Source organism: Aureimonas glaciei (assembly GCF_014643375.1).
GTDB lineage: Bacteria > Pseudomonadota > Alphaproteobacteria > Rhizobiales > Rhizobiaceae > Plantimonas > Plantimonas glaciei.
The window spans coordinates 124,566-147,263 of the sequence record NZ_BMJJ01000009.1 but is presented as its reverse complement, the minus strand read 5'-3'; the positions used below and the strand labels follow the sequence as shown (position 1 = coordinate 147,263).

At 67.5% G+C, this 22,698-nt stretch carries 21 protein-coding genes, 1 tRNA gene and 1 riboswitch; of the genes, 17 read left to right on the top strand and 5 right to left on the bottom strand.

Annotated elements, in window-relative coordinates; genetic code table 11:
* Positions 1 to 43 precede the first annotated feature (43 nt).
* From IEX88_RS18060 to IEX88_RS18025, 8 genes are all read left to right on the top strand, one after another.
* Positions 44 to 1,333, top strand: a complete 1,290-nt coding sequence (locus IEX88_RS18060; RefSeq protein WP_244640313.1) for an ATP-binding protein — start codon at positions 44 to 46, stop codon at positions 1,331 to 1,333.
* A 173-nt stretch (positions 1,334 to 1,506) separates the two neighbouring features.
* The gene (locus tag IEX88_RS18055) at positions 1,507 to 2,544 is read left to right on the top strand and encodes a substrate-binding domain-containing protein (protein WP_244640311.1); all 1,038 of its coding nucleotides are present in this window, start codon (positions 1,507 to 1,509) and stop codon (positions 2,542 to 2,544) included.
* Between the two features lie 72 nt (positions 2,545 to 2,616).
* Entirely contained in the window at positions 2,617 to 3,999 is a 1,383-nt protein-coding gene (pstC, locus tag IEX88_RS18050; protein ID WP_244640309.1) for a phosphate ABC transporter permease subunit PstC, read from the top strand.
* Positions 3,992 to 5,290, top strand: a complete 1,299-nt coding sequence (gene pstA, locus IEX88_RS18045; RefSeq protein ID WP_188853352.1) for a phosphate ABC transporter permease PstA — start codon at positions 3,992 to 3,994, stop codon at positions 5,288 to 5,290. The genes pstC and pstA overlap by 8 nt, the downstream gene beginning before the upstream one ends.
* Positions 5,291 to 5,307: 17 nt before the next feature.
* Positions 5,308 to 6,117 carry a phosphate ABC transporter ATP-binding protein PstB gene (pstB, locus tag IEX88_RS18040; protein WP_188853350.1) on the top strand — a complete coding sequence of 270 codons (810 nt, stop codon included), beginning with the start codon at positions 5,308 to 5,310 and terminating at the stop codon, positions 6,115 to 6,117.
* A gap of 97 nt (positions 6,118 to 6,214) precedes the next feature.
* Positions 6,215 to 6,958 carry a phosphate signaling complex protein PhoU gene (phoU, locus tag IEX88_RS18035; RefSeq protein ID WP_188853348.1) on the top strand — a complete coding sequence of 248 codons (744 nt, stop codon included), beginning with the start codon at positions 6,215 to 6,217 and terminating at the stop codon, positions 6,956 to 6,958.
* Between the two features lie 2 nt (positions 6,959 to 6,960).
* A complete protein-coding gene (gene phoB / locus IEX88_RS18030; RefSeq protein WP_188853346.1) occupies positions 6,961 to 7,719 on the top strand; it encodes a phosphate regulon transcriptional regulator PhoB in 759 nt (252 codons plus the stop codon).
* A gap of 128 nt (positions 7,720 to 7,847) precedes the next feature.
* On the top strand, positions 7,848 to 8,090 hold the full coding sequence (locus tag IEX88_RS18025; RefSeq protein ID WP_188853343.1) for a hypothetical protein: 243 nt from the start codon (positions 7,848 to 7,850) through the stop codon (positions 8,088 to 8,090).
* Positions 8,091 to 8,221: 131 nt separating this feature from the next.
* Here IEX88_RS18025 and IEX88_RS18020 read toward each other — a convergent pair whose 3' ends face one another.
* Positions 8,222 to 8,788 carry a GcrA family cell cycle regulator gene (locus IEX88_RS18020; RefSeq protein WP_188853341.1) on the bottom strand — a complete coding sequence of 189 codons (567 nt, stop codon included), beginning with the start codon at positions 8,786 to 8,788 and terminating at the stop codon, positions 8,222 to 8,224.
* A gap of 468 nt (positions 8,789 to 9,256) precedes the next feature.
* Between IEX88_RS18020 and IEX88_RS18015 the strand changes: the two genes are divergently transcribed.
* Genes IEX88_RS18015 through IEX88_RS18005 form a run of 3 tightly spaced genes read left to right on the top strand, consistent with a single transcriptional unit; the run spans position 9,257 to position 12,412 of the window.
* The gene (locus IEX88_RS18015) at positions 9,257 to 10,465 is read left to right on the top strand and encodes an aspartate aminotransferase family protein (protein WP_188853339.1); all 1,209 of its coding nucleotides are present in this window, start codon (positions 9,257 to 9,259) and stop codon (positions 10,463 to 10,465) included.
* Positions 10,462 to 11,391, top strand: a complete 930-nt coding sequence (gene argF, locus IEX88_RS18010) for an ornithine carbamoyltransferase (protein WP_188853337.1) — start codon at positions 10,462 to 10,464, stop codon at positions 11,389 to 11,391. The genes IEX88_RS18015 and argF overlap by 4 nt, the downstream gene beginning before the upstream one ends.
* Positions 11,384 to 12,412, top strand: coding sequence for an Hsp33 family molecular chaperone (locus IEX88_RS18005; protein ID WP_188853335.1), 1,029 nt, complete (start codon positions 11,384 to 11,386; stop codon positions 12,410 to 12,412). Before argF ends, IEX88_RS18005 begins: the two co-directional genes overlap by 8 nt.
* A gap of 9 nt (positions 12,413 to 12,421) precedes the next feature.
* Here the strand turns inward: IEX88_RS18005 and apaG are convergent, their stop codons facing one another.
* A complete protein-coding gene (apaG, locus tag IEX88_RS18000; protein ID WP_188853333.1) occupies positions 12,422 to 12,850 on the bottom strand; it encodes a Co2+/Mg2+ efflux facilitator ApaG/CorD in 429 nt (142 codons plus the stop codon).
* Positions 12,851 to 12,934: 84 nt separating this feature from the next.
* On the opposite strand from apaG, the gene IEX88_RS17995 reads away from it, so the two are divergent.
* Positions 12,935 to 13,540 carry a CDP-alcohol phosphatidyltransferase family protein gene (locus tag IEX88_RS17995; protein WP_188853331.1) on the top strand — a complete coding sequence of 202 codons (606 nt, stop codon included), beginning with the start codon at positions 12,935 to 12,937 and terminating at the stop codon, positions 13,538 to 13,540.
* On the opposite strand, the gene IEX88_RS17990 is transcribed toward IEX88_RS17995, so the two are convergent.
* Positions 13,533 to 14,723, bottom strand: coding sequence for an O-succinylhomoserine sulfhydrylase (locus IEX88_RS17990; RefSeq protein ID WP_188853329.1), 1,191 nt, complete (start codon positions 14,721 to 14,723; stop codon positions 13,533 to 13,535). The genes IEX88_RS17995 and IEX88_RS17990 overlap by 8 nt on opposite strands.
* An 89-nt stretch (positions 14,724 to 14,812) precedes the next feature.
* A riboswitch (SAM riboswitch) is annotated at positions 14,813 to 14,890 on the bottom strand.
* 136 nt (positions 14,891 to 15,026) lie between these two features.
* Here IEX88_RS17990 and IEX88_RS17985 point away from each other — a divergent pair.
* The 3 genes from IEX88_RS17985 (at position 15,027) to IEX88_RS17975 (ending at position 17,561) form a co-directional block, all read left to right on the top strand.
* Positions 15,027 to 16,118: a 2'-deoxycytidine 5'-triphosphate deaminase gene (locus tag IEX88_RS17985; RefSeq protein WP_188853327.1), complete on the top strand. Its 1,092-nt coding sequence runs from the start codon at positions 15,027 to 15,029 to the stop codon at positions 16,116 to 16,118.
* A gap of 525 nt (positions 16,119 to 16,643) precedes the next feature.
* Positions 16,644 to 17,189, top strand: coding sequence for a GAF domain-containing protein (locus IEX88_RS17980; protein WP_188853324.1), 546 nt, complete (start codon positions 16,644 to 16,646; stop codon positions 17,187 to 17,189).
* Positions 17,190 to 17,486: 297 nt separating this feature from the next.
* A tRNA-Gly gene (locus IEX88_RS17975) sits at positions 17,487 to 17,561 on the top strand.
* 103 nt (positions 17,562 to 17,664) lie between these two features.
* Here the strand turns inward: IEX88_RS17975 and IEX88_RS17970 are convergent.
* Complete coding sequence (locus tag IEX88_RS17970; protein WP_188853322.1) at positions 17,665 to 18,570, bottom strand: LysR family transcriptional regulator; 906 nt, start codon at positions 18,568 to 18,570, stop codon at positions 17,665 to 17,667.
* Positions 18,571 to 18,709: 139 nt separating this feature from the next.
* Between IEX88_RS17970 and IEX88_RS17965 the strand changes: the two genes are divergently transcribed.
* Both IEX88_RS17965 and IEX88_RS26885 read left to right on the top strand, forming a co-directional pair.
* Complete coding sequence (locus IEX88_RS17965; protein ID WP_188853320.1) at positions 18,710 to 19,438, top strand: SDR family oxidoreductase; 729 nt, start codon at positions 18,710 to 18,712, stop codon at positions 19,436 to 19,438.
* Positions 19,438 to 19,767, top strand: coding sequence for an Atu4866 domain-containing protein (locus tag IEX88_RS26885; RefSeq protein ID WP_188853319.1), 330 nt, complete (start codon positions 19,438 to 19,440; stop codon positions 19,765 to 19,767). Before IEX88_RS17965 ends, IEX88_RS26885 begins: the two co-directional genes overlap by 1 nt.
* A 75-nt stretch (positions 19,768 to 19,842) precedes the next feature.
* On the opposite strand, the gene IEX88_RS17955 is transcribed toward IEX88_RS26885, so the two are convergent.
* On the bottom strand, positions 19,843 to 22,458 hold the full coding sequence (locus IEX88_RS17955; protein ID WP_188853317.1) for an HAD-IC family P-type ATPase: 2,616 nt from the start codon (positions 22,456 to 22,458) through the stop codon (positions 19,843 to 19,845).
* Positions 22,459 to 22,698 lie beyond the last annotated feature (240 nt).

Sequence of the window (22,698 nt, the reverse complement as noted above, 5' to 3'; positions counted from 1 at the left end):
GCGCCGGAGCGATCGGCGGCCAGACTGCCGAGCCGGTGTATGCTTGACGACAGGTGAATCTCAGACCCCGGCCGACGATGCGGCCGGCCCGCGCCGGACGACCTCGCTGAGGCGGGCAGCCCTCGCCGGCCTCGCCGGCTTCGGCCTCACGGTCGCTATGTATCCGGAGGCGTGGCAGCCCGCGATCGGCGGCTTCGCGCTGATGATGGCGCTCTGCCTGCTGCCGCGACGCAGCAGCCGGCGGCTGCGCGCCGGCGACGACCTGCGCCGCCGGCAGTCGCCGCTGTGGCCGGACGCCGGTACCAAGGCGGTGGTCGAGGCCATGCTGGAGCCGGCCTTCCTCCTCGATCGCGCGCTGCTGCTGCGCTACCGCAACGGCGTTTCGGAGCGCGCCTTCGGCAACATGACGCTGGGGGACGCGATCTCGCTGCGCTTTCGCTCGCCCGAACTCCTCGCGGCCATCGAAACCTGCGTCGGCGAACAGAAGGCCGGCAATGCCGATTTCGTCGAGGGCCGGGCCTCCGACCGATTCTGGTCCGTCGACATCCTGCCCATCCCGGCCCCACAGGGCGAGCGTCCGTCCTTCTTCCTGCTGCTGTTCCGCGACCGCACCGCCGAGCGCCGGATCGAGCGCATGCGTACCGATTTCGTCGCCAATGCCAGCCACGAACTGCGCACCCCGCTCGCCTCCCTGATCGGCTTCATCGAGACGCTGCAGGGCGCGGCGCGCGACGATGCCGTCGCAAGGGCCCGCTTTCTCGACATCATGCGCGACCAGGCGGCGCGCATGTCGCGGCTGATCGACGACCTCCTGTCGCTGTCGCGCATCGAAATGAAGCGCCACGTTGCGGTCGAGGGCCGGGTCGACCTCGCCGAGGTCTTTGCGGAAGTGCAGGAAACCCTGGCGCCACTGGCCGCCGAGAGCGCGTTGGCGATCGAGATCGAGGCCGAGGCCGGGGCGCATGTCGTCGCCGGCGACCGCGACGAACTCGTCCAGGTCTTCTCCAATCTAGTCGAGAACGCCTGCAAGTACGGCGAGAGCGGCAAGCGCGTGGTGATGGCGCTGAAGCGGGTCCGCGGCCGCGACGGCAGCGTCATCGAGGCCTCCGTCACCGATTTCGGACCGGGCATCGCGGCCGAGCACGTGCCGCGCCTGACGGAGCGATTCTACCGGGTCGAAAGCGGCGGATCGCGGGCCCGGCGGGGCACCGGGCTCGGCCTGTCGATCGTCCGCAACATCCTGGTGCGCCACCGCGCGCGGCTTCTCGTGCACTCCGTGGTGGGGCAGGGCTCGACCTTCACAGCACGCTTTCCGGTCAAGGACGTCCACTGACTCCGCGATTCGCGAACCCAATAATTTCAATCAATTATACCGTCACAAAACTGCAATCGAACTGTCATAGAGAGGTCTTGCACAGCCGCTACACCACCTCGTGAACCACAGCCGGCTTCGAGACGGCGCGCCTTTCCGGTTCGATCCACGAAACTCCTCAAGGAGAAACCCCCGTGACCATTCGCACCCTCGCTGGCCTCGCGCTCGGCACCGCCCTTGCGCTCGTGGGCCAGGCCCAGGCTCAGAGCCGCGACAACATCCAGATCGTCGGCTCGTCGACCGTCTTCCCGTACACCCAGGCCGTGGCCGAGCAGTTCGCCAATGCCGGCACCTTCAAGGCGCCTGTCGTCGAGTCGACCGGTACCGGCGGCGGCATGCAGATCTTCTGCGGCGGCGTCGGCGCCCAGACCCCGGACATCACCGGTGCCTCGCGCGCCATGAAGAAGTCCGAGTTCGACCTCTGCGCCAAGAACGGCGTCACCAACGTCACCGAAATCCTCCTCGGCTACGACGCGCTGTCGCTGTCGAACGCCCAGGGCGGCCCGGACCTCAGCGTCACCAAGGCCCAGCTCTTCCAGGCGCTCGCCGCTGAAGTCGAAGTCGACGGCAAGGTCGTCGCCAACCCCTACAACACCTGGAACGAGATCGACGCCTCGCTGCCCGCCGAGCCGATCCTCGTCTACGGCCCGCCGCCGACCTCCGGCACGCGCGACGCCTGGGTCGAGCTCGTCATGCAGGCCGGCTGCAAGGAATTCCCGGCCATCAAGGCGCTCGACAAGGATCGCAACAAGGAAGTCTGCGATCGCATGCGCACCGACGGCAAGTTCGTCGAAGCCGGCGAGAACGACAACCTGATCGTCCAGCGCCTCGCTGCCGATCCCAAGGCCTTCGGCATCTTCGGCTACTCCTTCCTGTTCGAGAACCAGGACAAGCTGAAGGGTGCTGCCATCGGCGGCGTCTCGCCGAGCGAAGAGACCGTGAAGTCCGGCGATTACGGCGTTTCGCGCCCGCTGTTCATCTACGTCAAGAACGACCACCGCACGGCCATCCCGGGCCTGAACGAGTTCCTGACGGAATACGTCAGCGAAGGCGCCATGGGCACCGGCGGCTATCTCGAGGAGCGTGGTCTCGTTCCGCTGAGCGAAGAGGAAGCCGCGAAGGTTCGCGACGCCGTCACCAACTCGACCGCGATGACGGCGCCGGCCTCCTAAGCCGAAGTCTCTTCATCGTTCAACGTCCCGTCGGTCGCCTCGCGGCCGACGGGATTTCGTGGGAGACCGCATGTGAGCTTGTCGCTGACCCTTCTGATCCCGTTGATCCTCGCGGTCGTGGGCTACCTCGTCGCCACGTCGAAGGCCAAGGCGCTCGCCCCGGTCCTCGGCACGAAGATGCACTCTCTCCCGAGCTATCACGGCTACCTCGTCGCCCTGGCGATCCTCGTGCCGTCCTACATCATCATCTTTCTCTGGCTCTTCCTGGAGCAGTCGGTCCTCAAGAGCGTCATCGTCGCCGCTCTGCCCTCCACGATGCTGGATGGCGCGCTTCCCGCCCAGGTCAGCCTGCTTGTCAGCCAGGTTCAGCAGGCCGCTTCCGGCGCGACCTTCGGCACGCCCGACCCCGCCGTGCTCGTCGCGGCCGAACGCCTGAACGAGGCGGCGGCGTTTTCGCGCTGGGCCCTTCCGGTCGTCGTCGTCGTCGTCGCCGCAGCGATTGTCGCCTTCCTGATCTCCCGGATCGCCGTCCGTTTCCGGGCGCGCAACCTGTCCGAGATGATCATGCGCGGTCTTCTCATCTTCTGCGCGACGCTGTCGATCTTCGCCACGCTCGGCATTCTCCTGTCCCTGCTGTTCGAGGGGCTCCAGTTCTTCTCGCGGGTATCGCCGCTCGAATTTTTCTTCGGGACGAAATGGGATCCGCAGATCGCGATCCGCGCCGATCAGGTCGGCTCGACCGGTGCCTTCGGCGCCATTCCGGTCTTCCTCGGCACATTGACCATCGCCCTGACGGCGCTGTTCGTGGCGCTGCCCGTCGGGCTCTTCGCGGCGATCTACATGGCCGAGTTCGCCTCTCCCCAGGTGCGCAACGTGGTCAAGCCGCTGATCGAGCTGCTCGCCGGCATTCCGACCATCGTCTACGGCTTCTTCGCGGTGCTGGTCATCTCCCCGCTCCTGCGGGAATGGGCGGCCTCCGTCGGGATCGACATGTCGCCGACGGCCGCCATCGTGCCCGGGCTCGTGATGGGGGTGATGCTGATCCCCTTCATCTCCTCGCTCTCCGACGACGCCATCACGGCGGTGCCGCAGGCGCTGCGCGACGGCTCGCTCGGCCTGGGCGCCAACAAGGCCGAGACGATCACCCGCGTGCTGCTGCCGGCAGCGCTTCCCGGCATCGTCGGCGGCGTCATCCTCGCCACCACGCGCGCCATCGGCGAGACGATGATCGTCGTCATGGCCGCGGGACTGACCGCCAACCTCACCGCCAACCCGCTCGACGGCGTCACGACCGTGACCGTGCAGATCGTGGCGCTCCTGACCGGGGACACCGAGTTCGACAATCCGAAGACGCTCGCCGCTTTCGGTCTCGGCCTGACACTGTTCCTCGCGACGCTTCTCCTCAACCTCGTGGCCATCCAGATCGTCAAGAAGTATCGGGAACAGTATGACTGACCTTCGTTTGACCGACCAACTCGCCACCCCGACCGCGCGCGAGACGACCCGGTCCCGCATCCGGGCGGGACTGGCCGGACGCAAGAGCCGGCAGACGCGACTGAAGGCCTACGGCATCGCCGCGATCGTCTTCGCCCTGGCCATGCTCGGCATTCTCGTGTCGTCCGTCATCACCACTTCGCTGCCGGCCTGGACGCAGACGCAGATCCTGCTCGACATCACCGTGCCCGAGGCGGGTCCGGACGTGCCGGCCTCCAATTACCGGACGGTGGTCGACGGGGCCGTCGCCGCGCTGTTTCCGGCCGCCGAGCGCAACCGCGCCGAATTGCGCCGCCTGACCTCGATGCTCAGCAACGGCGCGCAGTTCTGGGTCCGCGACGTCATGGCGGCCACGGATGCAGCGCCAGGATCGGTGGTGCCGATCTGGGTTCCGGTGTCGGATGCCTACGAGCAGCTCTATGAGGGGATCATCTCCGCCGACATGCCGGAAAACCGCCGGCCCCTGAACGACAACCAGATCGCGCGTTTCGAGGAACTGCGGCAGCAGGACCGGGTGCGGTCGGTCGTCGACTGGGGTCTCATCAACAATGCCGACAGCCGCTTTCCCGAGCTGGCCGGCCTGAGGGGTGGTCTGGTCGGAACCTTCTACCTCCTCCTCGTCTGCCTTTGCGTCAGCGTTCCGATCGGCGTCGGTGCCGCCGTCTACCTCGAGGAATACGCGCCGAAGAACAAGTTCACCGATTTCATCGAGATCAACGTGAACAATCTGGCCGCGGTGCCCTCGATCGTCTTCGGTCTGCTGGGCCTTGCCCTGTTCCTCGGCTTCTTCGGCATGCCGCGATCGGCCCCGCTCGTCGGCGGCCTCGTCCTGGCCATCATGACGCTGCCGACGATCATCATCACCACCCGCAACGCCCTGAAGGCGGTGCCGCCCTCCATCCGCGAGGCGGCCCGGGGCATCGGCGCCTCGGAGATGCAGGTGATCGGCCATCATGTCCTGCCGCTGGCGCTCCCGGGCATCATGACCGGCATCATCATCGGTCTGGCGCAGGCGCTCGGCGAGACGGCCCCGCTGCTTCTCATCGGCATGAACGCCTTCATCACCTCGGCGCCCGACTCGCTGCTGGAAGCATCGACGACGCTGCCGACGCAGATCTTCATCTGGTTCGACAGCCCGGAACGTGGTTTTGTCGCCAGGACGAGCGCCGCGATCTGCGTGCTCCTCGTCGTTCTCTCCTTCATGAACATCATCGCAATCATTCTTCGCCGTCGCTTCGAGCGGCGCTGGTAACCGGTGGACCGAACATGATGGAAAATTTTCAAGCGACGCTCAACAAGGGTCCTGCCGTGAATACGAACCGTCCTGTGAAGATGAAGGGCGAGAACGTTTCCGTCCATTATGGTGCCAAGCAAGCGCTGTTCGGCGTGAGCCTCGACGTCATGGAGAACCAGGTCACGGCCCTCATCGGCCCGTCCGGCTGTGGCAAGTCGACCTTCCTGCGCTGCCTCAACCGGATGAACGATACGGTGTCCTCGGCCAAGGTCACCGGCAACATCACCCTGGACGGCGACGACATCTACGATCCCTCGATCGACGTCGTCGAACTGCGCGCCCGGGTCGGCATGGTGTTCCAGAAGCCCAACCCGTTCCCGAAGTCGATCTTCGAGAACGTCTCCTACGGCCCGCGCATCCATGGCCTGGCCAAGTCGAAGTCGGATCTCGAAGAGATCGTCATCACCAGCCTTCGCCGCGCCGGCCTCTACGAAGAGGTCAAGGACCGGCTCGACGAGGCGGGCACGGGACTTTCCGGCGGCCAGCAGCAGCGCCTGTGCATCGCGCGCGCCATCGCCGTGTCGCCCGAGGTAATCCTGATGGACGAGCCCTGCTCGGCCCTCGACCCGATCGCTACCGCCAAGGTCGAGGAACTGATCGACGAGTTGAAGCAGAACTACACCATCGTCATCGTCACCCATTCGATGCAGCAGGCGGCGCGCGTCAGCCAGGTCACGGCCATGTTCCACCTCGGCAACATCGCCGAGGTCGGACCGACCGAGAAGATGTTCCAGAACCCGGACGACAAGCGCACCCAGGACTACATCACCGGCCGCTTCGGCTGAGCGCCCGGGCGCCCCGCCGGCGCGTCGATCCACCAGACACGGGACCGCAGGCACGCCACGCGCGCTGCGGGCACCTCAGAGACCCAGGAGACCTCTCATGGACGAACATATCGTCTCATCCTACGACGACGAACTGAAGTTCATCGTTCGCCGGATCTCCGAAATGGGAGGTCAGGCCGAGCGCATGGTCGAGCGTTCCGTCTCGGCGCTGATCAACAGCGACTGGGGCCTGGCGCAGTCCGTCGTCGCCGACGACGTGCTGCTCGACGCCGCCCAGCGCGAACTCGACGAGCGCGCCATCATGACCATCGCCAAGCGCCAGCCGATGGCGCAGGACCTGCGCGAGATCGTCGGCGCCATCCGCATTTCCAACGATCTGGAGCGCATCGGCGATCTCGGCAAGAACATCGCCAAGCGGGTGATCGCCGTGCACGAGCACCAGCAGCCGATCAAGCTGGTGCGCGGCATCGAGCACCTGTCGGAACTGGCGATCGAGCAGCTGAAGGAGGTCCTCGACGCCTATGTCGAGCGGGACCACCTTCGGGCCCAGGCGGTTCGGGATGCCGATGAGGAGATCGACGCGATGTACACGTCGATCTTCCGCGAGCTCCTGACCTACATGATGGAAGATCCGCGCAACATCAGCGCCTGCACCCATCTCCTGTTCAGCGCCAAGAACATCGAGCGCATCGGCGACCACGCCACCAACATCGCTGAGACGATCTACTACATCAAGACCGGGCAGCAGATGGCGAGCGACCGGCCAAAGAACGATACCACCGCGTCAATGACCGTCGCGGTGCCCGGCAGCGGCGCGGCGCCCGCCGGCGCAGGGGAATAGCCATGAACGCGCGGATCGCCGTCGTCGAGGACGAGGAGGCGCTCTCCGTCCTGTTGCGCTACAATCTGGAAGCCGAAGGCTACATCGTCGACACCATCATGCGCGGCGACGAGGCCGACATCCGCCTGAAGGAAATCGTCCCCGACCTCCTGATCCTCGACTGGATGCTGCCCGGCCTTTCCGGCGTCGAGCTCTGTCGGCGGCTGCGCACGCGGCCGGAGACCGAACGCCTGCCGATCATCATGCTGACCGCCCGCGGTGAGGAATCCGAGCGGGTGAGGGGCCTGTCGGTCGGGGCCGACGACTATGTCGTCAAGCCCTTCTCGACGCCAGAGCTGATGGCGCGGGTGCGCGCCATGCTGCGCCGCGTACGCCCGGAAAAGATCTCGACCCTTCTCAATGCTGGCGACATCGATCTCGACCGCGAGACCCACCGCGTGCGCCGCCTCGGCCGCGAGGTGAAGCTCGGACCGACCGAGTTCAAGCTGCTCGAATTCTTCATGCAGTCGCCGGGCCGCGTGTTCTCGCGCGAGCAGCTGCTCGATGGCGTCTGGGGACGCGACATCTATGTCGACGAGCGCACGGTCGACGTGCATGTCGGCCGCCTGCGCAAGGCGATCAACCGCGGCCGCCAGCGCGACCCGATCCGCACCGTCCGCGGCGCCGGCTACGCCCTCGACGAGAATTTTTCGGCCAGCAGCAAGGCCGCTCGGCCGGGCGCGGCGTCGCTCGCCAGCGCGCGCGACAGCCTGGTGGAGTAGTGCTCGCCCGGGCTCGCTCGGGGCCACGCGGCGGACGAACCCGCGGATCGCCACCGACACCGGTCTAGCGGGCGTGGCCTTTGCATGGATAAGGTGTCTGCTGGGTTTTCGGCTCAGGGAGCGCCCGCATGGGTGACGATAAACTGGCGGCAGGCCTTGGTGGCCTCCATTTGGCGGCCTCGGCTGTCATCGCGACACTCACGGTCATTGTTATGGCCGGTCAGAATGAATTTTGTGCTGAACAAGGCAGGCAAAACGCCGAGCTGCGAAAACTCGTCGCGTCATCCTTGTCGCTGAGCACGAAGATCGACAGGTTGGACAGTTGCATGTCCCGGATTCACGAACAGCTTGGACCGCTCACGCGGCCATAGTGCCGGCAGGGCAATCAGCGGAACAATTCGGGTGTGCGATGCGCTGCAGGCCCGGAAGGGGCGGCGGCGCTTCGGCGGCCACGCGCGGGGCAGGCCGGGCCCGTCCGCGTCGGACGGGCCATCTGACGTCTCTATCGGACGCGGCGGCGCTCGGAGACCGGCTGGAAGGCGATCTTGGCGTGGTAGAGGCAGTAGGGCGAGGCGTCGTTCGAGTGGTTGCCGCAGAAGCGGAAATCCGGCGAAAGCGGGTCGCCGAGCGGCCATTTGCAGGTCCGCTCGTTCAGCTGCACGAGCGTCAGATTGCGCGAGATCGGCACGACTTCCGCCGACACCAGCGGCCGCGGCTGCTCTGCCACGGCGTCCATCTCTTCTTCCATCTTCAGCGCGGTCGCGCCGTGCGAGCCGCCACCGCCGCCGACCGAGCGCATGATGCGCGGGGCGGACTGCATGGCGACGATCCGCGCCGGCATTTCCATCTCGACGACCGTCTCCACCTCGGCGGCAACGGCGACCTTCGGCTGCGCCTGCTCCTGCGCGGAGACGTGGGCCTTGGCCCGGCCCTCGAGCTTCAGGCGGTGAACCTTGCCGATGACGGCGTTGCGGGTCACGCCACCCAATTGTCCGGCGATCTGGCTTGCGCTCAGTCCTTCGCTCCAGAGCTTGATCAGAAGATCGACTCTTTCGTCCGTCCAGCCCATGACAAGCTCCTATCCTGTGCCGCGGCAGAATCCCTCTTCGGTCCCGACGCTGCGTTCGGGAAGGGATACAACATATATTGTTAGATTAGGGGCTGCCGCACGAAATCTAGTATCTGAGAGAAATTTACCCTATCGCGTGACTCCGTGACAAGAGTCGCGGCGAGGGTGCGGAATCGAATTTTCGCTTTTCCCCAGATACTGCTGCCCAAAATGCAAGAGCGATGTTGAAAGCGGACGGTGAATGTACACCGCGGCGGCTTGGGGGCCTCGGTCGGCGGGACGAAAGCCCTGCCTGCCGTATCGATTGACAAGCGCGCCGGGACGCGTGGTATAGCTCAAGGCCACGCAATGCACCCTCGACCCTCCGATCGAAGCCTGCCCCAGCGGCAGGCTTTCAGCATTTTCGGGCCACCCGGAAGCCACCTCGAGCCATCGGATACCGCCCTCGGGCAACAGCGAGTTCCTGCCATGCCGAACGATGTCGCCGCTTCGCACCTGTTTCCGACCTACGCCCGCGCGCCCCTGCGTTTCGAGCGAGGCGAGGGCGTCTGGCTGGTGACGGAGGAGGGAGAGCGCTTCCTCGATCTCGGTGCCGGCATCGCCGTCAATTCGCTCGGCCATGCCCACCCGCACCTCGTCGCCACGCTGCAGGACCAGGCGGCAAAGCTCTGGCACACCTCCAATCTCTACGAGATTCCGGGGCAGGAGCGTCTGGGCGCCCGGCTGACCGCGGCGACTTTTGCCGACCGGGCCTTCTTCACCAATTCGGGCGCCGAGGCGCTGGAATGCGCCTTCAAGACGGCGCGGCGCTATCACTATGTCGGCGGCCATCCCGAGCGCTTCCGCATCATGAGCTTCACCGGCGCCTTCCACGGCCGCACGCTGGCGACCATCGCCGCCGGCGGCCAGGCGAAATATCTGGAAGGTTTCGGTCCCAAGGTCGACGGCTTCGACCAGGTGCCCTTCGGCGACCATGCAGCCTTGAGGGAAGCGATCGGCCCGGAGACGGCGGCGATCGTGATCGAGCCGATCCAGGGCGAGGGCGGCATCCGCTCCGTGCCGCCGCAGTGCCTGCGCGGTCTGCGCGAGCTCTGCGACGCCGAGGGAATCCTCCTCATCTACGACGAGGTGCAGACCGGCGTCGGGCGCACCGGCACCTTCTTCGCCTACGAACAGTCGGGCGCCGCGCCCGACATCATGGCGGTCGCCAAGGGCATCGGCGGCGGCTTTCCGCTTGGCGTGTGCCTCGCGACCGAAGAGGCGGCGCGCGGCATGACGGCGGGCACGCACGGCACCACCTATGGCGGCAACCCGCTCGCCATGGCGGTCGGCAATGCCGTGCTAGACGTCGTCCTCGCGGATGGTTTTCTCGAGCATGTCCGCGACATGTCGCTGCGCTTCAAGCAGTCGCTCGCCTCGCTCGTCGACCGCTATCCCGATGTCGTCGAGGAGATCCGCGGCGAGGGCCTTTTGCTCGGCATCAAGGCCAAGGTCCTGAACACCCAGCTTCTGGGCGAGTTGCGCGCCCACGGCGTCCTCGCCGTGCCGGCCGGCGACAATGTCGTTCGCCTGCTGCCGCCCCTCGTCATTTCCGCCGAGGAAGTGCGCGAGGCGATCGATCGCATCGAGCGCGCGGTGTCCGCCCTGTCGCTCGCATCGGCGAGGAAATCGGCGTGAGCGCGAACCCACCGAAGCACTTCATCGACATCGCCGAGATGCCGGCAGACTCGCTGCGCGCCATCCTGGAAGATGCCGCCGCGCGCAAGGGCCTCGGCCGCGGAGGCCCCAGGCCGCTGCAGGGCCGGGTGCTGGCGATGATCTTCGACAAGCCCTCGACCCGCACGCGCGTCTCCTTCGACGTGGCGATGCGCCAGCTCGGCGGCGAGACGCTGTTCCTCTCCGGCACTGAAATGCAGCTCGGCCGCTCCGAGACGATCGCCGACACGGCGCGCGTCCTGTCGCGCTATGTCGACGCCATCATGATCCGCACCACCTCGCACGACCGTCTTCTCGAAATGGCCGAGAATGCCACGGTGCCGGTCATCAACGGCCTGACCGACGACACCCATCCCTGCCAGATCATGGCCGACGTCATGACCTATGAAGAGAAATGCGGCCCCGTCGCCGGCAAGACCTTTGCCTGGAGCGGCGACGGCAACAATGTGCTGAACTCGCTGATCGAGGCGTCGAGCCGTTTCGGTTTCGCCCTGCGCATCGCGACCCCCCAGGGGTCGGAGCCCGATGCCGGGCGCATCGCCCGGGCCCGCGGCGAAGGCGGCCAGATCCTGACCACCTTCGATCCGGTCGAGGCGGTCACCGGCGCCGATTGCGTCGTCACCGACACCTGGGTGTCGATGGGCCGCGAGGATTTCGCCCGCGGCCACAATGTCTTCGCGCCCTTCCAGGTGAACGAGCGGCTGATGGCGCATGCCGCCCCGGACGCGATCTTCATGCACTGCCTGCCCGCCCACCGCGGCGAGGAAGTCACCGACGGCGTCATCGACGGCCCGCAGTCGGTCGTCTTCGACGAGGCGGAGAACCGGCTGCACGCGCAGAAGTCGATCCTGGCCTGGTGCTTTGGCGAGGCCGGTCTGCATGGCTGATTCAGAAGGTGACGTGAGCGGCGAGGCCGGCGGCCTCGGCCGCCATCTCGGCGAGTTCGGCTTTGCCGGCGACGACACGGTCGTGCCGTTCTCGGTCGAGAACCTCGATGCGCGCGGCCGCGCCGTCCAGCTCGGCGCCATGCTCGACGATATTCTCGGCCGCCACGATTATCCCGAGCCGGTCTCGCGGCTGCTCGCCGAGATGATCGTGCTCTGCGTGCTGTTGGGCACCTCGCTGAAGTTCGACGGAAAATTCATCGCCCAGACGCAGACGGACGGGCCGGTCGATCTCCTCGTCGTCGACTTCACCACGCCGTCCAGCGTGCGCGCCTATGCCCGCTTCGACGCCGAGCGCGTCGCCGCAGCGGAGGCGGCAGGGGAGACCGACCCCGAGACGCTGCTCGGCAACGGCACGATGGCGCTGACCGTCGACCAGGGCGGCCACAGCCAGCGCTACCAGGGCATCGTCGCCCTGGAGGGCGAGACGCTTGAGAAGGTGGCCGAAGGCTATTTCCGCCAGTCCGAGCAGATCCCGACGACCATCCGTCTCGCCGTCGCCCGCATGGCGCGGCGCGGCGAAAGCGGCTTTCGCGAGTCCTGGCGCGCTGGCGGCCTGATCGCGCAGTTCCTGCCCGAGGCCTCCGAGCGCATGCGCCTGCCCGACCTGCCGGGCGGCGACGTGCCGGAAGGCGCCGAGGATACGCTCGATTTCGAGCCGGACGATGCCTGGACCGAGGTCAAGGCGCTGGTCGAGACCGTGCACGATTCCGAGCTCGCCGACCCGGAAGTCGGCGTCGAGCGGCTGCTGTTCCGCCTGTTCCACGAGCGCGGCGTGCGCGTCTTTCCCCCGACCCGCGTCGACGACGATTGCAGCTGCTCGCGCGAGCGGATCAAGGCGGTGCTGTCGAATTTCTCAGCCACCGAGATCGCCGAAAGCGTCGAGGACGGCAAGATCGAGGTCACCTGCGAGTTCTGCAGCGAGAGCTACGTGTTCTCGCCGGACGAGTTCACCAAGGACTGAGGCTGACCCTCAGTTGAGCAGCCGCTTCTCCGCCGGCGCGTCCAGCGAGAAGGCGGGGATGGCGACCTCGAACAGGCGGCCGCCGGCGGTCTCCATCACGTAGTGACCGCGCATGATGCCGGACGGCGTCGGCAGCGGGCAGCCCGAGGTGTAGCTGAAACTGTCGCCGGGCGAGAGGATCGGTTCCTCGCCGACGACGCCCGGTCCCCGGATTTCTTCGACATGCCCGTTGGCATCGGTGATGTGCCAGTAGCGGGATTTCAGCTGCACCGTCTCGCGGCTGCCGTTCTCGATCGCCACCTTGTAGGCAAAGACCCAGCGCCCGGCCTCCGGCATCGATTGATGCTCGAGATAGACCGGCGTCACCGAAACGGTGATATGGCGTGTCGTCGCCGTATAGTCGCCTTCGGGCTCTGGCGGGTGGGGATCGATGTTCATGCGCCGTTATCGCCAACACGCGGGCCCCGGTCAATCCGAGCCGTGGGACGGCGCTGGCCGGGATGGCGGGGAGGGGAGGATGGCATGTTCGACGGACGCCTGAAGGCGCGCCTCGATCCGGCGCTCGACGCCCTGGCGCGACGCCTGCACCGCGCGGGTTTCGGCGCCGATGCGGTGACCGCGACCGGCTTCATCCTCGGGCTCGGCGCGGCGCTGGCGATCGCACTGGAGGTCTATGGCCTCGGCCTCGGCCTGATCCTCGTCTCGCGCCTCGCCGACGGACTCGACGGCGCGCTGGCGCGGCAGACGCGGCCGACCGATCTCGGCGGCTATCTCGACATCGTGCTCGACTTCATCTTCTACGGCGCCATCCCGCTCGGCTTCGCCCTGGCCGATCCCGCCGCCAACGCGCTGCCGGCGGCCGTGCTCCTGATGAGCTTCTACGCCAATGGCGCCAGTTTTCTCGCCTTTGCGCTGATGGCGGAAAAGCGCAGGCTCGTCACCACGGCGCGCGGGCCGAAATCACTCTACTTCACCACCGGTCTTGCCGAGGCGGGCGAGACGCTTCTCGTCTTCGTTCTCGCCTGCCTCGTGCCCGCCTGGTTCGGCGTCCTCGCCTACGGTTTTGCCGCGCTCTGCTTCGTCACCTGCGCGGCCCGCATTGCGCTGGCGATCCGCGTCTTCAGATAGCGGCGAGGGCGGCGTCGATGTCCTCCAGGAGGTCGTCGATGTCTTCCAGCCCCAGCGACAGGCGCAGCAAGCCGTCGGAAATGCCGAGCTCGGCGCGGACTTCCGGCGTGAGGTTCTTGTGGGTCGTCGTCGCGGGATGGGTGATGAGGCTTTTCGCGTCGCCGAGATTGTTGGAGATCTTGACGATCTCGAGCGCGTTGGAGAAGCGGAACGCCGCTTCCTTGCCGCCGGCGAGCTCGAAGGCGACGAGGGTCGAGCCGCCGGTCATCTGCTTGGCGATCACAGCGGCATCCGGATGGTCGGCGCGGCCGGGATAGAGCACCTTCGAGACGAGGGGCGAAAGGGCGAGATGATCGGCGACGGTGCCGGCGCTCTTCGTCTGGCAGGCGACGCGCAGCGGCAGTGTCTCCAGGCCCTTCAGGAGCGTCCAGGCGTTGAAGGGCGACAGCGACGGACCGGTATGGCGGAAATATTCGTGCAGGTTCTTGTCGATCCACTCCTTGCTGGAGAGGATGACGCCGCCGAGGCACCGGCCCTGGCCATCGATGTGTTTGGTGGCGGAATAGACGACGACGTCGGCGCCGAGCTCCAGCGGCTTCTGCTGCATGGGCGTGGCAAACACGTTGTCGACGACGACCACGGCGCCGACTTCGTGCGCGATCTCGGCGACGGCGGCGATGTCGACGATCTCCAGTGTCGGATTGGTCGGCGTCTCCATGAAGAAGACCTTCGTCTCCGGCCGCACCGCGGCGCGCCAGGCGGCAAGGTCGCGGCCGTCGACGAAGGTCGAGGTGACGCCGGCGCGGCCGAGCATGGTCTCGACGACATAGCGACAGGAGCCGAACAGCGCGCGCGAGGAGACGATGTGGTCGCCGGCCTGCACCTGGCACTGCAGCGCGGCGGCGACGGCGGCCATGCCGGAGGCGGTGGCGCGGGCGTCCTCGGCGCCTTCCAGCGCCATCATCCGCTCCTCGAACATGCGCGTCGTCGGATTGCCGTAGCGCGAATAGATGAAGCCGGGCTCCTCGCCCTTAAAGCGCGCCTCGGCGGCTTCCGCGCTCGCATAGACGAAGCCCTGCGTCAGGAACAGCGCTTCCGAGGTCTCACCGAAACCGGAGCGGACCGTGCCGCCATGGACCATGGCCGTGGCCGGCCGCAGCGTCCGCTCGTTCTTCTTCAACATGCTATCCCGCTTTCCGCCGTCCCGCCCGGCGGGATCGGCCCATAAAAAAGACCGGCTCGAGCGTCGCCGCACAGCCGGTCCTGGAGCAATGGCGTCCTGGGTCGGCCCTTTAGCGAGTTGTTTAACGTGGCTGCAAGCCGGCCGGCCAAATCACCACGAATTCTGCCGCCACGATAATCCCGCGGTGGCCGGAGGTCAATTCTCTCCACGAACAGTCGGCTCAGGCCAATTCCCTCTGCCAATTCCCTCTGCTAAGGCTCGCGCACGCGAAAAAGCGCGCTATTAAGAGAAGGAACGGGCCGAGTGAGCCGAAACCCAGGCGGAATCCTGCCGGACCGTGACATCGCGTCGCTGTTCGAGACCGGCGCGATCGCTGCCGACCGGCCGCGCGACGCCGACCAGATCCAGCCGGCGAGCCTCGACCTTCGCCTCGGCTCGACCGCCTATCGCGTCCGCGCCAGCTTTCTGCCCGGCCTCGGCCGCACGGTGGCGGAAAAGCTGCAGCGCTTTTCGCTGCACGAGATCGACCTGACGCCCGGCACGGTGCTGGAGACCGGCTGCGTCTACATCGTGCCCTTGATGGAACGGCTCGCACTTCCGGCCGGCATGACGGCGGCCGCCAACCCGAAATCCTCGACCGGGCGGCTCGACATCTTCACCCGCGTCATTGTCGACGGCGGTCAGGAGTTCGACAAGATCCCGGAGGGCTATACCGGCCCGCTCTACATCGAGATCTCGCCACGCACTTTTCCGATCGTCGTCCGGCCCGGCTCGCGCCTCAGCCAGATCCGCTTCCGCTCCGGCGGCGCGCTGCTCGGCGAAGCGGAACTCGCCGACCTCCATGCACGCGAATGCCTTGTCGCCGCGGCCCAGCCGAACATCGCCCATGGCGGCATCGCGCTGTCGATCGATCTCCTCGGCAATGAAGACGGCCTCGTCGGCTATCGCGGCAAGCGCCACACCGGCGTCGTCGACGTCGACCGGCGTGGCGCCTACGGCGTCGCCGAATTCTGGGAGCCGATCCACCGCACCGGCACGGGCGAACTCGTGCTCGATCCGGACGAGTTCTATATCCTCGTCTCCGGCGAGGCCGTCCACGTCCCGCCGGCCTATGCCGCGGAGATGACGCCCTTCGATCCGCTCGTCGGCGAGTTCCGCGTCCACTATGCCGGCTTCTTCGACCCCGGTTTCGGCCATTCCGGCGCCGGCGGCACCGGTAGCCGCGCGGTGCTCGAAGTGCGCAGCCACGAGGTGCCCTTCATCCTCGAACACGGCCAGATCGTCGGCCGCCTCGTCTACGAGCACATGGCGGGCCTCCCCGACCGGCTCTACGGCCTCGACCTGTCGTCGAACTACCAGGCGCAGGGGCTGAAGCTGTCGAAGCACTTCGTCTGAGCCGAGCGGCGATGCGGGCGGTGCTTCCTGCAGCGAGCCCATCAGGCGAACTGGCCCCGCACGCGCCTTCTCTGAGCAATCGCTCGAAGCGGGGCGAAGTTCAGCGGCCCAAAGCCCGCCCCCCAGCTTCAGAACCTTCTGGAATTCGGTCTCTGTTCTGGTGCCGTGAGAGGCGCTTCTTCGCTCTGCCCCGCACATTGCGCGACGGGGCCGGGATCTGGATGCCGGCTTGGAGGCGGCCGTGAGTCAGGGGCGAACGGCAGGCCGCCGCGATGTTCGGATGACGAAGAAGGCGTTGGGCGAGGTTTCCACCGCCGGTCCGCGCGCAACCGCCACGCGGCGCCGTCTGCGATGCCATGACAAGAGAGCTGCCACGCGATGCCAAAAGCGATGGATGACTCACTTTGTCCGATGGTCCTAACCGCTCGTTGACGATGGCAAGCAGCGTGCAGGGGAAATGGCAGCGAGGCCGGAACGATAAGGCCGCAGAACGGTATTCGGCGGGACACTGACACGAGGGATTTCATGACCCACGGCGCCCTTCATCCCATACCCTTCGACGAGCAAGCGCGCTTGGAGGCTCTTGCCTCGATGTCGATCATCAACACGCCGCCGGAGCAGGCGCTCGACGTGATGGTCGACTTCACCGCGCATCTCTTCAACGTTCCCATCGCGCTCGTCTCGCTGGTCGGACGGGACAAGCAGGTGTTCAAGGCTCGCGTCGGCCTGGACATCTGCGAGACAAGCCGGGAGGTCTCCTTCTGCAGCCATGCGATCACCCAGCGAAACGACGTGTTCGTGGTTCCCGACGCCAGGAAGGACCCGCGTTTCGCCGAGAACCCGCTGGTCACGGGCTCGCCCTTCATTCGGTTTTACGCGGGCGCCCCGCTGATCGGATTTGCACGTCAGCCGGTTGGAACGCTCTGCATCATCGACCGGAAGCCGCGGCCGGGTCTTTCTGACCATGAGAAGCTCACGCTGACAAAGCTCGCCCGCATGGTGATCCTGCGCATGAAGTCCCAGGAGATCATCGACGCAGCCAAGGCCGGTGGCTCCGCAGCCGCGGGATAGGATGCCAAAGGGAGATCGGGACAGCGTGGGCAGACGGCGCGTCTGGCCGCCGCGTCATCAGCCGCCGGTGTCCTGGCCGCGTGATGGCTGACCTCATCGCCGAGCGGTGTCGACCGGGGTCTCATGTCGGAGGCGAAGCATCCACGAGAACGGGCGTCCTCAGCACGGGCAGGTTGACGTCCGACAGACAGACGTCCGACGCCTGATGCCACAGCGCGCTGCCGTCCCGGAAAAGGGGGCGGTCTCACCGAAACCCTTGCGCTGAAACCCCACATTCTCTAAGACTTTTACTCGAGCGCGGGCGTAGTTCAGCGGTAGAACGCCAGCTTCCCAAGCTGGATGTCGTGGGTTCGATCCCCATCGCCCGCTCCAAGATCCTACCCTCGATCGGCCCTCGCGCCCCCCATGGGGCGATCGCCCACAATCTCCCTCCTGTTTCGACGCCTGCACGCCGGATCGGCGTCGCTCCGGTTCCTCAGCTGCGGCCTGGCCGCTCCTTGCGGATATGGTCGACGAAGGCCCGAAGCTTTGGCTCCATGTGCCGGCGGCTCGGGTAATAGGCGTAGAAGCCGGGGAAGGGCGGGCAGAAGCCTTCGAGCAGGGGCACGAGTTCCCCGCTGTCGAGGTGCCGCCGAAACGTCTCCTCCATGCCGAAGGTGATGCCGGCGCCGCAGAGGGCGAGGCGCATCATCAGGGCCATGTCGTTGGTGGTGATGGCCGGCTCGACGGCGACCGCGAAGTCGCGGCCGGCCTCTGTGAACTCCCAGCGATAGGGCTCCGCCCGGGGCGCCGGCCGCCAGCCGATGCAGCGGTGCGCCGCCAGCTCGCGCGGGTGCGCCGGAGCGGTTCCGGCTCGCTCGAGATAACGCGGGGCGCAGACGGCGAGCTGGCGCTGGTCGCCCGAAACCGGGATGGCCACCATGTCCTGCTCGATCACCTCGCCGAGCCTCACGCCCGCGTCAAAACCCTCCGCCACGATGTCGAACTCCTCGTCGGTGACGAGCACGTCGACCTGCACCTGCGGATGGGTGTCGGCAAAGCTGGCGAGAAGCGGGCCGGACAGGACGGTCTCCGCGATCGAGGAGACGGCGAGCCGCAGCCGTCCGCGCACCGTCGATCCCGGATGCCGTGCCGTCTCCAGCGCCGCCGTCACGCCGGCGAGGGCGGGCGCGATGTCGAGGCGGAGCCGCTCGCCCGCCTCGGTGAGGCTCATGCTGCGTGTCGTCCGTCTGACAAGAGCGACGCCGAGCGTCTCTTCCAGGCGCCGCAGCGACTGGCTGACGGCCGACCGCGTGACGCCGAGACGGTTGGCCGCGGCCTGGAAGCTGCGCTCTTCGGCCACCACGGCGAAGACGGCGAGGGCGTTGAGATCGGCACGCATTGGTTAGCTCAGCTTTCCAAGCTGTGAAGGAGGCGACGGCTTCTGCGGACAATGACGCGTCTCTAGATGTGTCGCAACCGTCGGGCCGGGCCAACCGCGTCGACGGTCTTGCAGAAACCCATCAGGAAAGGGACATCCCATGGCACTGGACAAGGTCGTTCTCATCACCGGCGCATCGAGCGGGATCGGCGAGGGCATCGCTCGCGAACTCGCGGCGGCCGGCGCCACGCTGCTCCTCGGCGCGCGCCGCACCGACCGTCTGGAGGCGCTGGCCGCCGAGCTTCGCCGCAGCGGTGCCACGGTCGAGACCCGCCGCCTTGATGTGACGGACCGGGCGGACGTCGCTGCCTTTGCCGAGGCCGGCCGCGCCGCCTTCGGCCGGATCGACGCGATCGTCAACAATGCCGGCGTCATGCCGCTGTCGCCCCTGGCGTCCCTCAAGGTCGACGAATGGGACCTCATGATCGACGTCAACATCCGCGGCGTTCTCCACGGCATCGCCGCGGTGCTGCCGGAGATGACGGCGCGCGGCTCGGGCCACATCGTCAACATCGCCTCGATCGGCGCGCTCGCCGTCTCGCCGACGGCCGCCGTCTACTGCGCCACGAAATTCGCCGTGCGCGCGATCTCGGACGGTCTGCGCCAGGAGCGGAGCGATCTGCGCGTGACCTGCATCCATCCCGGCGTCGTCGAGAGCGAATTGGCGAACACCATCACCGATGCCGATACGGCCGCGCTGATGAAGAGCTATCGCAGCGTCGCCCTGCGGCCGGATGCGATCGGCCGCGCCGTGCGCTATGCGCTCGAACAGCCGGAGGATGTCGACGTCAACGAGATCGTCGTCCGCCCCACCCGGACCGTCGGCTGATGCGCGCGGCGATCGGCGGCGGCTTTCTTCTCGCGACGGCTCTCGCGACCCTCGCCCCAGCGCAGGAGACGACCGGCCCCGCCGCCGCGTCCGCCCATCCCTATGTCGGTCTCTGGGTGACCGAGGACGGGCAAGTGCGCCACGAACTCCTGCCGAACGGGCGTTACGACGAGGCGCGCGGCAGCCGCGAAAGCGCCTATCGCGGGCGCTACGCGGTGACCGGCAGCCATATCGAGTACTGGGACGATACCGGCTTCACCGCGGACGGCGACTTCGTCGATGCCGACACCCTGCATCACGGCGGCATGATCCTGCGCCGCCGGCGCTGAGCGTCGCGCCAGGACCGGGAAAGGCCAAGCAGGCGGCGGCTCCGGGCAAACGCCCTGGCCCGGAGCCGCGAAGGCTCAGGATCGATCCTGTCCGACGAGGCCCAGCCTGATCTGCTTCTCGATCTCGATCACGGCGAAGAAGGCGACGCCCACGCCGAGGATCAGAAGCCCGTCGAGGAGCGGCACGGCCCTTGTGCCGAAGATCGCCTGCAAGGGGGCGAGGTAAGTCACCGCGAGCTGCGCCGTGGTGATGGTGACGACCACGATCCAGACGACCCGCGTGCCGCGCACGGCGGCGAAGGTCAGCGATGTCCCGTGGATGTTGCGCACGAAGAAGAGGTGGAAGATCTCCAGCACCACCAGGGTATTCATCGCCATGGTCCGGGCCAGTTCGATCGGGTAGCCCCTGTCGGTCGCGTAGGAGAAGATGCCCGATACCGCCGCCAGGAACAGGATCGCCACCAGCGCGACGTGCCAGACCAGTGAGCCCGTCAGGATCGGCGCGCCGCGTGGCCGGGGAGGGCGCGCCATGGTTCCCGCCTCGGTCGGCTCGAAGGCGAGGGCAAGCCCGAGGGTGATGGCGGTGATCAGGTTGATCCACAGGATCTGGACGGCGGTGATCGGCAGAGCATGGCCGGCCAGCAGCGCCAGCACCACGACCAGGGATTCGCCGGCATTCGTCGGCAGGGTCCAACTGATGACCTTCTTCAGATTGTCGAAGACCGTTCGCCCCTCGCGCACGGCCGCGGCGATGGAGGCAAAATTGTCGTCGGCGAGCACGAGATCAGCGGCCTCCTTGGCGGCCTCCGAGCCCTTCCGCCCCATCGCGATGCCGACATCGGCGCGCTTCAGCGAGGGGGCGTCGTTCACCCCGTCGCCGGTCATCGCCACCGTCAGCCCGTTCGCCTGAAGCGCCGTCACCAGCCGCAGCTTGTGCTCCGGGCTGGTGCGGGCGAAGACGTCGACGCTGCCGACCTCCAGCGCCAGCTGCGCGTCGTCGAGCCTGTCGAGGTCGGCGCCGGTCAGCACCCGGTCCGGATGGGCAAGGCCCACCTTCGCGGCGATGGCCGCGGCCGTGCCGGCATGGTCGCCGGTGATCATCTTCACTCTGATGCCGGCCGCCCGGCACTCGGCCACCGCCGCGATCGCCTCGGGGCGCGGCGGGTCGAACAGGCCGACGAGGCCGAGGAGGACAAGCCCGCCTTCGAGGGTCGCGGCATCGATCCGGTCGCCGGCCTGCGCTCGCTCCGCCAGCGCCAGCACGCGCAGGCCCCGGCGCGCCAGGGCCTCGGCCCTGTCGTGCCAGCGTTTCAGATCAATGTCGCAGCACATGCGCAAGACCCTTTCGGGCGCGCCCTTGACTGCGATCATGCGGCCCTCCGGCCCCTCGGTCAGGACGGCCATGTAGCGGTGGCGGCTGTCGAAGGGGATGGCGTCCAGCCGGCGTGTGTCCGGCCTCGCTTGCGGGCGTGCCTTGCCGGCGAAAGCGAGCAGGGCGCCCTCCATCGGGTCGCCCTCGACGGTCCAGTGACCGCCGGTCTGCCGCAGTTGCGCGTCGTTGCACAGCGCCGCCGCGCGGGCGAGGGCGTCGAGGTTTCCCGGCGGCGTGATCCGGCCTTCGGGGGCGTAGCCCTCGCCGGCGATCTCGAACACGCCCTCCGGTGTCTCGGCCACGGCGACGACCATTTCGTTACGGGTCAGCGTCCCGGTCTTGTCGGTGCAGATCACCGAGACCGAGCCGATCGCCTCGATGGCCGGCAGGCGCCGGACGATGGCGTTGCGGCGCGCCATGGCCTTGACGCCGATGGCGAGCGAAATGGTCATGACCGCTGGCAGGCCCTCGGGGATCGCCGCCACGGCGACGCCGACGACGACCATGAACAGGTCGGCGAAGTCGTAGTGCGCGACGTAAGTGCCGTAGGCGAGGAGGAGCGCGGCCGCCAGGAGGATCAGGAAGGACAGCCAGCGCGCAAAATGATCCATCTGCGCCAGCAGCGGCGTCTGGAGCTGCTCCACTCCCGCCAGCAGCGTGCCGATGCGGCCGATCTCGGTCGCGGCGCCGGTCGCGACCACCAGGCCGCGCGCGGTGCCCTGGGTCAGGAGCGTGCCCGACCAGAGCATGGAGCGCCGGTCGCCGAGGGCGGCGTCTTCCGCGACCGGATCGGCCGTCTTGTCGACCGGGACGGATTCGCCCGTCAGCATGGCTTCCTCGGCCGCCAGCCCATGCGCTTGCACCACCCGCAGATCCGCCGGAACCTTGTCGCCGGCCTCCAGCAGGACGATGTCGCCCGGCACGAGCTCGGCGCCATCGACCGAAACGCGATGGCCATCGCGCAGCACTGCCGCGTGCGGCGCGAGCATCCCGCGGATCGCGGCCAGCGCCGCCTCGGCTTTGCCCTCCTGGATGAAGCCGATGATGGCGTTGGCGAGGACGACCGCGACGATGACGCCGGTGTCGACCCAGTGCTGGAGCGCGCCGGTGACGAGTGCGGCGCCGATGAGGACGAAGATCAGCACGTTCTGGAACTGAGCCAGGAAGCGGCGGACCGGTCCGCGCCGCCGGGCCTCCGGCAAGCGGTTGGCGCCATGCTGGGCCAGCCGGCGCGCCGCCTCGCCGGCGGTCAGCCCGTCGGGCCCGGTGCCGAGGGCGGCGAGACAGGTCTCGACGGATTGGCTGTGCGCAGGGGGCATCGATCGGTCCTTGGTTCTGGCGGGAGCCGGGTCGCGGTGGTCGGAGGGCGCGCTGGCGGCGCGGTGTCCGCTTCCCGCGCATCTTGCACGGATCCCGGTTCGCGGGAGACGTCGGACGATCGGCGGCGCGGAGACGGAAGGGCGGGGATCGCGTGAAAAGGGTGTCGTGGCGGCTCGGCAGGTGGCGGCAGCCTAGCGGAATAGGCTTCGCCGGGTTTGACCTCGGTCAAACCGGCGCCG